The organism is Candidatus Zixiibacteriota bacterium (assembly GCA_040752815.1).
GTDB lineage: Bacteria > Zixibacteria > MSB-5A5 > GN15 > FEB-12 > JAGGTI01.
Genome location: JBFMGC010000067.1, coordinates 1 through 12733, shown reverse-complemented (window position 1 = coordinate 12733; position 12733 = coordinate 1). Strand labels below are relative to the sequence as shown.

11 protein-coding genes are annotated in these 12733 nt (G+C 57.8%); 1 reads left to right on the top strand and 10 read right to left on the bottom strand.

Going from position 1 to position 12733, the window contains the following annotated elements; translation table 11 throughout:
• Positions 1-364: 364 nt before the first annotated feature.
• Both AB1772_12220 and AB1772_12215 read right to left on the bottom strand, forming a co-directional pair.
• On the bottom strand, positions 365-2512 hold the full coding sequence (locus AB1772_12220) for a prolyl oligopeptidase family serine peptidase (protein MEW5797107.1): 2148 nt from the start codon (positions 2510-2512) through the stop codon (positions 365-367).
• A 557-nt stretch (positions 2513-3069) separates the two neighbouring features.
• Positions 3070-3843 carry a histidine kinase dimerization/phospho-acceptor domain-containing protein gene (locus AB1772_12215; GenBank protein ID MEW5797106.1) on the bottom strand — a complete coding sequence of 258 codons (774 nt, stop codon included), beginning with the start codon at positions 3841-3843 and terminating at the stop codon, positions 3070-3072.
• A 282-nt stretch (positions 3844-4125) separates the two neighbouring features.
• On the opposite strand from AB1772_12215, the gene purF reads away from it, so the two are divergent.
• Positions 4126-5526, top strand: coding sequence for an amidophosphoribosyltransferase (gene purF / locus AB1772_12210; GenBank protein MEW5797105.1), 1401 nt, complete (start codon positions 4126-4128; stop codon positions 5524-5526).
• A gap of 103 nt (positions 5527-5629) precedes the next feature.
• Here the strand turns inward: purF and AB1772_12205 are convergent, their stop codons facing one another.
• The 8 genes from AB1772_12205 to AB1772_12170 all read right to left on the bottom strand — a co-directional run.
• Complete coding sequence (locus AB1772_12205; GenBank protein MEW5797104.1) at positions 5630-7090, bottom strand: NADH-quinone oxidoreductase subunit N; 1461 nt, start codon at positions 7088-7090, stop codon at positions 5630-5632.
• 39 nt (positions 7091-7129) lie between these two features.
• On the bottom strand, positions 7130-7342 hold the full coding sequence (locus tag AB1772_12200; protein MEW5797103.1) for a glutaredoxin family protein: 213 nt from the start codon (positions 7340-7342) through the stop codon (positions 7130-7132).
• Positions 7339-8928, bottom strand: a complete 1590-nt coding sequence (locus AB1772_12195; protein MEW5797102.1) for an NADH-quinone oxidoreductase subunit M — start codon at positions 8926-8928, stop codon at positions 7339-7341. The genes AB1772_12200 and AB1772_12195 overlap by 4 nt, the downstream gene beginning before the upstream one ends.
• Positions 8929-8931: 3 nt before the next feature.
• Positions 8932-10875: an NADH-quinone oxidoreductase subunit L gene (gene nuoL / locus AB1772_12190; GenBank protein ID MEW5797101.1), complete on the bottom strand. Its 1944-nt coding sequence runs from the start codon at positions 10873-10875 to the stop codon at positions 8932-8934.
• Between the two features lie 11 nt (positions 10876-10886).
• Positions 10887-11189, bottom strand: a complete 303-nt coding sequence (nuoK, locus tag AB1772_12185) for an NADH-quinone oxidoreductase subunit NuoK (protein MEW5797100.1) — start codon at positions 11187-11189, stop codon at positions 10887-10889.
• A gap of 1 nt (position 11190) precedes the next feature.
• A complete protein-coding gene (locus AB1772_12180) occupies positions 11191-11763 on the bottom strand; it encodes an NADH-quinone oxidoreductase subunit J (GenBank protein ID MEW5797099.1) in 573 nt (190 codons plus the stop codon).
• Entirely contained in the window at positions 11760-12272 is a 513-nt protein-coding gene (nuoI, locus tag AB1772_12175) for an NADH-quinone oxidoreductase subunit NuoI (protein MEW5797098.1), read from the bottom strand. The genes AB1772_12180 and nuoI overlap by 4 nt, the downstream gene beginning before the upstream one ends.
• A gap of 27 nt (positions 12273-12299) precedes the next feature.
• Positions 12300-12733, bottom strand: a 434-nt coding sequence (locus AB1772_12170; GenBank protein ID MEW5797097.1) for an NADH-quinone oxidoreductase subunit H, incomplete at its 5' end; no start/stop codon positions are given.

The following is a 12733-nucleotide window of genomic DNA, read 5'->3' as shown; positions in this document are numbered from 1 at the left end:
CCGCGCATCGACCGTTTGAGCGCGAAACCCGACACCGCCGTCGGATATTGTGGTTCTTGTCAGTCATCACCTGAGGACTGGTGGCCCGCCCTCTGGGTGGGTTTCTCTCTTCACTTGTACGTTCCGCTTCATGAGTGACACATCAGCCTCACTACATGAGTAACACTTTTCGGCTTCTAATTCAATGTGGTCTTAGTGCGTCACCAATATAGAAACCCACCTGAAAGGTGGGCCACCCAGCCCCTTTGAGCGCGAAGCCCGACACCTCTGTCAGTTGACTACAATCTTATCGGCAGACCCCAGCGCCTGCCGCAATCAAGAACGGCAGGGACGGAACCCTGCCGATCAAGAATTGGGACGGCCGTCATTTCCCAGCCGTTCTATACTCCACTCCCAACCGGTCGAACAGAAACGCATACACATCCGCGTAGTTCGCGATGTCATCAGTTAGCGAGCTGCCGATGCCGTGGCCGCGCCCGGTGGTGACGTTCACCAGTGTCAAGCTGCTCGGGCTGGCTGCCTGAAGCGCGGCGGCGGTTTTCTTGGAGTGATATGACAGCACCCGGCCGTCGTTCTCATCAGCCGTAAACAGCACATCAGGGTAATTCCGCCCCTCCACCACGTTTCCGTACGGGGAGTAGGCGTGCAACGCCCCAAAGTGCTCGGGATTGGTCACCGTGCCGAACTCGGTCACGTTGAAAGCGCCGTTTGGATCAAACTCTACCCGCATCATGTCGAGCACGCCCTTTTCGCACACGACCGCCTTGAACAGATCCGGGTGCTGCATCATCACCGCGCCCACCAAAAGGCCGCCGTTGCTTCCGCCACGAATTGCCAGTTTCGACGGATTCGTGTAACCCTTGTCTATCAAATATTGCGCACAGGCGGCAAAGTCATCAAACACGTTCTGCTTGTTCGCCAGGTTTCCCGCCAGGTGCCACTCTTCGCCGAATTCGCCGCCCCCCCGAATGTTAGCTTTCACATAGACGCCGCCCTGATCGAGCCACAGGCTGAGATTGCGATCGTACCCCGGTGACTGTACCGAGCCGTACCCGCCGTAGCCGTACAAGACGGTCGGATTCTGGCGGTTGAGAACCGTGCCTTTCCTCCGAATGATGCTCATCGGCACCTGGGTGCCATCTTTCGACGTAGCATATTCGCGAACTACTTCGACATCGCTGAAATCGGCCGGTGAAGTTGTCTCCATGGCCGTTTTCAAGGGCGCTCCCTCGGAGGCTTCATAAGTGAAAACGGTTCTTGGGACAGTGTAACTCTCGTTGGTGAACATAATCTTGTCACCGCCCAGCCCGACCAGGCTGCCTACCGATGAAACCGGCAGTATCGGCACGGTCTTCTGGAACGCTCCATCGCGTTCGAGCACCCTCACCTGCGACGGTCCCCCGACCACGTCATTGACAAAAATCATGTTTTGCGTCACGGTGAAGCCGATCACTACGACCTCGCTTTCGTCGACAACGGTGTGCGCCCTGGCGATATCGAATTCACCCGGCGTCAAATGCATGACTTTGCCCCGAGGCGACCCGAGGTGTGAGAGCAAATATAGCGAGTTGTCCGGGCCGAACTCGACCGTGGGAATCAAATCCTCGTGGCGGGTGATCTGCTGCCAATTCCCCAATGGCCGGCGCAGGTAGTGAGCGAACTCGCCACCGTCGCCGTTAGCCACGCAGGCGATGACGAACTGATTGTCCGGCGAGGTTTCGAATTCGATCTCGGCGATAGCCGGAAACTGCTCGCCGATTTCATACGTGTCGCTTTCGGCAGGCGTGCCGAGCCTGTGGAAGTAAACCTGCTGATAGAACCGGAGCGAGTCTGGGGGGCGTTCACCGGACCGGGGATAGTGACTGTAGTAAAACCCGGAGCCGTCGGGAGTCCAGGCGACATCGCCGCCGGCGGTCGGTCCGTTAACCCGCGGGACGACATCACCCAGTGCCTCGCCGCTCGCCACCCTGAAGACGTGCACGTCGCCGTCCTCACTGCCGCCTTCGGAGAGGGAGACGGCCACGAGAGAGGCATCGGGAGACACTACGAAGAAATCGATCGAGGTCAGCCCGCTCGGGTCGAGCACGTTGGGATCGAGAATGACCCGTTCGGTGGAGAGATCGTGGGGGGTGGTCATCGCCACGAGCATCGGCTGATCCTTGGTCGGGTCATCTTTAAGCGCAAAGAGCAGGCCGTCCTGGAAATGAAAGCCGCCGTAGGTTGGAGTCGCCTCCTGATACAATTGCTGAAGACGGCCTGCAATTGCGGCACGCACCGGGATGTTGTCGAGATGCTCACGAGCATACCGTGTCTGCGCTTCGCTCCACTGTTGCACTTCGAGATCGTCGGCTTTCTCCAGCCAACGGTAGTTGTCCACCACCGCGACGCCGTGGTGGGTATCGGTAACCGGCCTGACATCGGTAACGGGCGGCTTGGCCTGATCGGCCCCGCAGCCGGACAAAGCCACAACCAGAACAACGCCAAAAATGACACACCAGACGGCTTTCATCATGAGTCTCCTATTCAGCCAGCGTATTTCGAGCTCAATCACATCGAGGTCCGCGCGTTCGTGAACGCGCCCGGGATAGGATAATGCACGGCGGTCCGGCGTGCAACCCTGTGATGTGGGGATCCGATGCCCCATCGCCACGGTGGCCCCCCTTGTAGGTCAAAACCGGCCACGCTCTTAGCGGGGCGGTTTCGACATCTGGGGCATCGGAATACGTAGATGTCGAATCCGCCCGAAGCGGGCTGGATTCGACCTACAGGAATGCTGCCGGGGTGCCCCACCGCTTGCGGTGGGTGAAGATTGTACATCGTCGGATAATAGTACGACCTGCCGTGATGCACGGCAGGCAAGGAACCCTGCCGATCGAGTCTTGTAGTCTTGTAGTTCGGGTTCCACGCATCGACCCTTTGAGCGCGAAACCCGACACCTCTGTCGATTGACTACAATCTGATCGGCCGGCCTCGGCGCCTACCGCAATCAAGAACGGCAGGGACGGAGCCCTGCCGATCCAGTAGCAAGGCCTTGACGATCACTGCACAAACCCTGCGGCGGATCGCCGCTTATTTACTCCGGCGTTTCTTGTCGTCGGGATCGGAGAGATCGAGCATCCCCGTGCCGGGGACATACTCAGCGGTGCGCGAGGAGGTCAGCCTTAGCAGCTTCTGGGTGACATCTTTGATCTTGGACGCCGATTCCTCGATAACACTGAGCTTGTTGCGGACTTCGGCGTCGAGATCTTTTCGATGCATTAGCAGCAGTTGCACGTTGCCCAGGATAGCGGTAAGGGGGTTGTTGATTTCGTGGTTGACCGTCACCGCGGTTTCGTTGATCGCCGCCATTCGCTCGCGTTCAACAAGTTCTTTAGGCAATGTGCTTGTAAGACCACCTGCTACCGCATGGAGGGCCAGCGTGCAGGTTACAGCGTCGAGAAAGTCGTCCTCCTCCAGCACCGTGCGCTTTCCTTCCTGGAAACCGATTGCCGCCCCGAACACGTGATCACCAATGCCGAGCGGCAGCGTGAACGTATGACTCGGCGGGTCACCTGCGAAAGACATGTAGGCGGAGACCAGTTGGCGCGAACGCCGCAGGTTCTCGAACAGCTCTCTCTCCAACTGATTCAGGCGGCGGGCCTTGTCTTCACTTTCGGCGTACGTAAGCTGGAGAGTCGGTTTCCCCTGCGGGTCCCAGAGGTGGAGCGCCATGGCGGAAAGGCCGACCAGACGCGCGGTCTGTTCCATGGCCGCCTGCCCGTTCTGTTCCAGACGGGTATCGTGCGCGGCAGCCGACGCCAGAGTGCGCAGTATGTTGTATCTTTCCTGTTCGCGGTTCGCCATGAATGGCCGACCCTCTTATCCGGCCTGTTCCAGAGCAAATGTGGTGCGCCCGGCGACCACATTAGGGCGGCCGCGGGCATTTCGCGTGTACAGCGAAAAATACCGTAACATCAACGCTTTGGCCAGCTTATTCGCCTGTTCAGTTTCTGCGCTGGGATCCTGACCGTGCAGGAAGGTTCACAGATTGGAACTGAATTCCCTGAGCCGATTGTTGACAAAGCGGGGGCCCCCTGTTAGCTTGGCGGCTTTTCAGGGCGGCGGCCCTGACGAGGTGTTGGCGATATGCTTGACCAAATGGTGCGTGACAACTGCGGCGTGTTCGCGATTTTTGGCCATCGCCGTGCAGCCGAACTGACCTATCTGGGACTCTACGCTCTGCAGCACCGGGGGCAGGAATCAGCCGGGATTGTGACCTCGGACAACGGCAACTTCACAATGCATAAAGGGATGGGTCAGGTTTCCGAGGTGTTTTCAGACGAAACGAGTATCGCCAAACTCAAAGGCCGGATGGCGATCGGCCACACCCGCTACAGCACGACCGGCGCATCCTCGCTCATGAACATCCAGCCGTTCGTGATTACCAACCGTCGCGCCAACCTCGCCGTAGCCCATAACGGCAATCTCACGAATTCGCTGGAACTGAAACATGACCTCGATTCTCGAGGGTCGATCTTCCAGACCACTTCCGACACCGAGATTATCCTCCATCTCGTTGCGACCTCAAAGAAAAGCCGTCGGCTGGACCGGATTTGCGATGCCCTTAAGACGATTAAAGGGGCCTATTCACTGGTATTTCTGACGGAGGACTCGATAATCGCCGCACGCGACCCTCAGGGCTTTCGGCCACTCGCGTTGGGCAAGCTGCGCAACGCTCACCTTGTGGCGAGCGAGACATGCGCCTTCGACATTATCGGCGCCCGGTACGTGCGTGATATCGAGCCGGGCGAGATCGTGGAGATCTCAAGGGCGGGCATCAAATCGCGAAGGTTTCTCAAACCGGCCAAACACGCCTTCTGCATATTCGAGTATATCTATTTCTCCCGGCCGGACTCGAAGATCTTCGGCGAAAACGTCGATAAGGTTCGGCGCCGCCTGGGGCGGCTGCTGGCGCGGGAGCACCCGGTCGACGCCGATGTCGTGATCGGCATCCCCGACTCGGCCAACACCGCGACGCTCGGCTTTGCCGAGGAGTCCGGCATCCCGTTCGAAATCGGCCTCATTCGTAATCACTATGTCGGCCGCACGTTTATCGATCCCCAGCAAAGTGTGCGCGATCTCGACGTACGCTTGAAGTTCAACCCGGTCAGGGGCGTGCTTCGCGACAAGCGGGTGGTGGTGGTCGATGACTCCATCGTGCGCGGCACGACATCGCTGAAACTGGTCAAGATGCTCCGCGAGGCGGGCGCGAAGGAAATTCACTTCCGGGTCTCGTCGCCGCCGATCATCTCCCCCTGTTTCTTCGGCATCGACATGCCCACCCGCAAGGAACTGATAGGATCGAGCAAGACAGTTAAGGAGATCGAGGCGTATCTGGGTGTGGATTCGCTGCGGTACTTGTCGCTGGAAGGTATGCTCTCGATGCCCTCGCTTCCGAAGACCACGTTTTGTCACGGCTGCTTCTCCGGGAAGTATCCGATCCCGGTGCCGAAGATCAACGGCAAGGACAAGCTGAAGAAACTATAGTCTTGGCTGGCGGGTTCTGCCCTGCGGATCTTGTAGGGCGGGCCCGCTTCGCCTGTCCGCCGAGGCGGAAGCCCACCTCTCTCCGCAAAAACACCTAACGATTTCAGGGCAGCCCGAAAATTGCCGCCTGCGAAAGCCGCAGGAGCTCGTGGGGGAAAAATCCGATTCCGAGCGTACCGACAACTGTGATGACGAGAGCGGCCAACATCGATGGGCCCACGTGCAACCTCTCAAATGCGGTATCGGGTACATCGAAGTAACTCACCTTTATCACGCGCAGATAATAGTAAACCGAGACGAATGAGTTCATCACGCCGATCACGGCCAGCCATATCAGCCCGGAGCGCACTGCCGCCGAGAAGATATAGAACTTGCCGAAAAAACCGGCCGTGGGCGGAAAACCGGCCAGCGCAAACATAAAGAGGGCCATTGTCGCCGACAGGTACGGATGACCTGCGGACATACCGGCCAATTCGTGAAACTCCGCCTTCCGCCCCGCGCTCGACTCGAGAAGCGTTACTACCGCAAATGCGCCGAGATTGAACATGGTGTAAGCGGACAGATAGAAGATCGCCGAGGCCACCGCTTCGGCGCCGCCAACCGCCAACGCCACGAGCACATAGCCGGCGTGCGAGATCGATGAGTAGGCCAGCATCCGTTTGACGTTGTCCTGGCGGAGAGCCAGGATGTTGCCGACCGACATGGTCAACACCGCAAGAATCCAGAACACCGTGGCCAGATCCTCGAACCCGGCAAAGCCGAAGAGGAAGATCCGAAGCATCGCGGCAAAGCCCGCCGCTTTCGGCGCCACGGAGAAAAACGCTGTCACGGGAGTGGGCGCTCCCTGGTACACGTCGGGCACCCAGCTATGAAACGGTACGGCGGCTATTTTGAAACCGAACCCGACCAGAACCAGCGCTGTCCCCACTATCAAATAAACCGCCGACTCTCCACCATAGACCAGGTAACTAAAATCCGTGACAATGCGACGCAGGTTGGTGGTTTCCGCCGCGCCGTAGACAAACGCTATGCCCATGAGGAGGAAGGCCGATGCGAAAGCCCCCATCATAAAGTACTTGACCCCTGCTTCGTTGGAGCGGAGCGACCGATGGTTGAAACCGGCCATAACATATAGCGGCACCGACATGATCTCGAGTCCGATCAGCATCACGACCAGGTCGGCAGAGTTGGCCATGACCATCATGCCCACCGTCGATACCAGCATCAAAGCGTAAAACTCCGGCATATCGAGCCGGCGTGCTTTCATGTAACCCTGCGCCAGGAATACGGTGATGATCGAGGCGACAACAAATATCAGCTTGAACATTATGCCGAAGTGGTCACAGAGCACCATATCGCCGAACCCGGAACCCTGGTGCGCCAACTGGCGACTGATCATCCATAGGGAAACCAGAAGAGTGACCACTGTCGCCGAAGGTGCAATGCCGCTCAGCCGCCGCGTACAGGCCACGGCCAGCAGCAGAAACGAGCCGGCAAGCAGAACCATTTCCGGGAGGATCAGGCTCAGATCAACAGACAACGCTGAAACGTAATCAACATTCATCGCATTCACTGGCGACGACCGTCGCCTACCCTATATACCTCAGCCGCCGCCGAAACCGACCGTCACTCGGCCGTCCTCGACAATAACCGGCACAATGTTTTTGCCGCCGCTCAGGTTTTTCACCTTGTCGATCGCGCCGGGAGTGCTGTGCACATCGATCTCTTCAAACTTCACTCCCTGGTCGCCGTAGTGCTTCTTGGCCGCCGCGCAGTACGGGCAGCCGACCTTGGTGTAGATAGTAACCTGACTCATTTGACCTCTCCGGAATACATGGTTTCAACGTCGCCCGCGCTAAGCTGGTTTTCTGTCAGCAGTTCCGCGGGCACCTGTTCCTCCTGTACCTGCACTGTTTGAGCGCGTCCAACCTGAGTTAGGATTTGTTTGACGGCGGGTTCGATTCTATTCAAAAGCGGCGACGGGTATACCCCGATCCAGAAGACAAACGCCACCAGCGGCACCAGGACCAGTTTCTCCCGGGCGGTCAGGTCGGTTAACTTCTCGTTTTCGGGACGGGTGACTTTTCCGTAGATCACACGCTGGTACATCCAAAGCATGTAGCAGGCCGCCAGGATGACACCGCTGGCTGCCAACACGCCGTACGTCGGGTTCGTTTTATATGCCCCCAGCAGAATGAGGAATTCACCTACAAATCCGTTGGTGAGCGGGAGCCCGATTGAAGACAGTGTGAAAATCATCAGAAAAGTCGCAAACACCGGCATCACTCTGGCGATACCCCCGAAATCCTCGATCATGCGCGAGTGGCGGCGCTCGTAGATCATGCCTACGATCAGGAATAGCGCACCGGTCGAGATGCCGTGGTTGAGCATCTGAAGGACCGAACCCTCCAGCCCCTGAGTGTTCAGGGCGAATATACCAAGCATGACAAAGCCCATGTGCGATACCGACGAAAACGCCACCAGAGATTTGATGTCTCGCTGGACCATCGACACCAGCGCGCCGTATATGATCGCTATCACCGATAGTACACAGATGTACGGGAGATAAACTATCGTCGCCTCGGGAAACATCGGCAGGCAGATTCGCAGGAAGCCATAAGTGCCCATCTTCAGAAGCACGCCGGCAAGAATCACTGAGCCGACTGTCGGCGCCTCGACATGGGCGTCGGGAAGCCAGGTATGGAACGGAAACAGCGGCACTTTGATCGCGAAGGCCAGCGCGAAGGCTCCGAACAGCCAGAGCTGCTCCCGGAAGTCGAGATTTGGCATATTGGTGAGTTTCAGCATATCGAACGTGTACTCACCCGAATAAGCCTGATACTGGAAGTAGACGTACAGCACCGCCACCAGCATCAGCAGGGAGCCGAACATCGTGAACAACACGAACTTGATCGCCGCATAAACCCGGCGGGGACCGCCCCATACGCCGATGATGAAATACATCGGAACCAGCATGACCTCCCAGAAGACATAAAACAGAAACAGGTCGAGGGAGCAAAAAACTCCGATCATGCCGGTCGTGAGCAACAGAAGCGAGATGTAGAAACCCTTGACACCATGGGTTACTGAGTTCCACGAGGCGATCACGCAGAGAACGGTCAGAACCGCCGTCAGGACAATAAGAAGCAGCGAAATGCCGTCGATCCCCATGTGGTAGTGAATACCGAGTGACATCACCCACGGCAAATCGACCGCGAACTGCATACCGGTGGCGTTCGGATCGAAGAGTTGATAAATGGCTATGGAGAAAAGCAGCGTTACGAAGGCGATAATCAGCGTGACCCCTTTGATCGTGTCGTGCCGGTCATTGGGCACGAACAGGAGCAGCACCACCCCAATCATGGGGAAAAACGTCACCAGGGTCAGAAGCATGCTATCCATAGTCTATCCGAACAGGAAATACGCTATCGTTACGATCACGCCGATCGAGAACAAAGTCGCGTAGCCGCGCAGCTGGCCGCTCTGGGTGAATCGAAGCCCGTCGGAAACGTCCCGCCAGAGGCGCGCCAAACCGTTCAGAATGCCGTCAATCACGAGTACATCGAAGATCTTCCACAGAAACAACGAGAAGTATACCGTGGGCCGCACAATGATAGCGCCGTAAATCTCATCGACATAGTACTTGTTTACCAGGAGCGTTTTGACTCCCGAAAGGCGCTCGGCCAGGCTTGTGGCCGCTGCTGTGTTCTTGCGATAATAGTAATACGCCATGTAGATCGCGAAGACCACGAGGCCGACCGAGATGATCATGAGCGACAGCTCCTCCACCGGCGAATGATACGATCCCGCGGCCAGGGCGTGGTGGGCGGCCTTCTGTGACGGCCCGGCCATCACGGGGTGCAGCCACTCCTCGAAGTAGTTGGTCACGCCGAACAGATGAGGTATGCCGATATAGCCGCCGACTACGGAGAGCACTCCCAGCACCATGAGCGGCAAGGTCATGCTCCGGGGCGATTCATGAATATGATGCCTGGTCTCGGCATCCATCCGCTCTTCGCCATAGAAGGTCATGAAAACCAGGCGAAACATGTAGAACGCGGTCAGTCCGGCTCCGGCGACCCCGATCAGCCAGAACTGCCAGCCGCCGTGAGTCGACGAGGCATAAGCCTTCCAGAGTATTTCGTCCTTGGAGAAAAAACCGGAAAAGAACGGGATGCCGGCGATAGCCAGCGTGGCCAGAAGCATCGTGTTGTACGTGATCGGCAGATGCTTCTTCAGGCCGCCCATCTCCCTCATGTCCTGCTTGCCGGACATGGCATGAATGACTGATCCCGCACCCAGAAACAGAAGCGCCTTGAAGAAGGCGTGAGTCATCAGATGGAATATCCCGGCCGTAAACGCCGCCACCCCGCAGGCGAGAAACATGTAACCGAGCTGGCTGACCGTCGAGTATGCCAGCACGCGCTTAATGTCGTTCTGCGCGAGTCCGATTGTAGCGGCAAATATCGCGGTGGTCGCGCCGATTACCGCCACTACGTACAACGCATCCGGCGCCAGAACGAACAGCGCGTTGGTGCGCGCCAGCATGTACACTCCGGCCGTTACCATGGTGGCGGCATGGATGAGCGCCGACACCGGCGTGGGGCCTTCCATCGCATCCGGCAACCATACATAGAGGGGTACCTGCGCCGATTTGCCGGTCGCCCCAAGAAATAGTAGGAGGCAGGTAGCGGTAATCAGTCCCCCGCCGAATACAAACACTTCGGGGGCCATTTTCGAGACGGTGACGAAATCAAGCGAACCGACATTCCAGAAGACAAGGAACATGCCGATCAGGAAGCCGAAATCGCCGATCCGGTTGACAATAAACGCCTTCTTGCCCGCATCGGTAGCCGACTGTTTCTCAAACCAGAAGCCGATCAGCAGGTAGGAACAGAGCCCGACACCCTCCCAGCCGACAAAGAGCAGGAGGAAATTATCCGCCAGCACGAGCGTCAGCATGGCGAAGGTAAACAGGTTCAGGTAGGCGAAGTAACGGCCGTACCCCTTGTCGTGCCCCATGTACCCGACCGAGTAGACATGAATCAGGAAACCGACTCCGGTGACGACCAGGATCATCACCGCCGAGAGAGGATCCAGCAGGAACCCGATGTTGACATGAAACTGATCGGACGATATCCAGGTGAACAGGGTCTGGGTCACCTGGCGGGCGTCGGGTGCGAGCGAGCGCAGCTCAAAAAAGGCCGCCGCCGACAACAAGAACGCCAGACCGACCGTCCCGCACGCCACCAGGCTGATCACCGGCTTCGGCAGCCGTCCGATCAGAAGGCCGTTGATCAGAAAACCGATCAAGGGCAGCAGCGGTATCAGGAACAAAAGGTCAGCCACTTAGACTTATCCTACCATTTCATCAAACTGAAGCGGTCGATATTGATCGTTTCGCGGTTGCGATAGACCATGACAATCAGCGCCAGCCCGACCGCGGCCTCAGCCGCGGCAATGGTCAGCACCAGAAACACAATCACGTGGCCATCAATTAGATTCAATGCCCGCGAAAACGCCATAATCGCCAGGTTCGCCGCATTGAGCATGACTTCGATCGACATGAACAACACAATCATATTGCGGGTGATGAGAACGCCGATCGTCCCGATGCCGAACAGCACCACCGCCAGCACGAGATAGGCATAGATCGGAACCATGCTACTCCTCCACCTCTTCGCCTGTAGCAGGCCGCTCTCCGGCCTCCCTGACGGCCAGCTGGTGCTTTCTGGCTATCACTACCGCGCCGACCACGGCAACTAAGAGCAGCACGCCGGTCAGTTCAAAGGGATAGAGGTAATCCGTGAACATAGTCATTGCCACATCTTTGACCGAACCGAAGTCGCTTGTCGTCGGCTGAACGATACCGGCCGGTGTCCCGCTGAACGGAACCGCCCGCACGATAAAAACCAGCTCCATGGTCAGGAGCACGCCGAATATATACTTAGTAAACTGACCCACGGGTCGGGCGGGCGCGCCAAGGTCCTCGCTGCCCCGCAGGTTCAGCAACATGATGACGAACAGGAACAGAACCAGTATCGCGCCGGCGTACACAATTACCAGGATGGCGCCGAGAAACAGCCCGCCCAACTGAACGTAACAGACCGCCTGGGCCACCAGAGAGAGAATCATGTACAGCACCGATGCCACCGGGTTGCGCTGGGCGATCATCATGGTCGCGCCGAGCACCGCAACCACGGCGGAGACAAGAAATGTGGCAAGGTCAAGTGTCATCGGCGGCTTTCAGGCACTCCATAAACGCGGCGCACGCGGCGGATCAGCTTCTTGAACGGGTTTTCGCGGCGCGGATAAGGCACCAGCAACTGCTCCTTGGTGTAAATAAAGCTGTCGCGGTTATCGGTGGCAAACTCGTATTCGCGGCCGAGGAAGATCGCTTCTTCGGGGCAGGCTTCCTCGCAAAAACCGCAGAAAATGCACCGGAGCATGTTGATTTCGTAGATCTTCGCAAAGCGCTCGCCTTTTTCGTTCTCGGCCGGCTCCATGTAAATGGCATCGGCCGGGCAGGCCGCGGCACACAGCCCACAGCAGACACACCGCTCACTGCCGTCGTCATACCGTTCGAGATAGTGCAGGCCGCGATAGCGCGGCGACATCGGCTCCCGTTTCCGGGGATAATCAAGCGTGACCGGGCGCTTGAACAGGTGGCGGAAAGTCACCGCGAACCCCTGCGGCACTTTCAAGAGCGTATCGCCGATCGTCCTTATGACTTCTTTAGCGGTCATCGTATTGTTCTGTTTTGGCGTCACCGCCTACCACAGCACCACCAGGCCGGTTACCAGCGTGTTCAGCACGGCCAGAGGGAACAGCACTTTCCAACCGAAATTCATTAGCTGATCATATCGGAATCGCGGCAGGGTGGCGCGTATCCAGATATAAACGAACACAAACAGAAATACTTTGATCATCAGCCAGAGTATGGGTGGCAGCCACGGTCCCTGCCAGCCGCCGAAAAACAGGGTCGACCCCACCGCCCCCACCGCAATCATGTGCGCGTACTCGCCCACGAAGAACGTGGCGAACCGCATCGACGAGTACTCGGTATGGAAACCGGCCACCAGTTCGGACTCCGCCTCCGGCAAGTCAAACGGGCTGCGGTTGGTCTCGGCGATCGCGCAGATGAAGTAGAGCACGAAACCGAGCGGCTGTTTCCAGATGAACCAGTCAATGACCCGCGCCTGTTGTT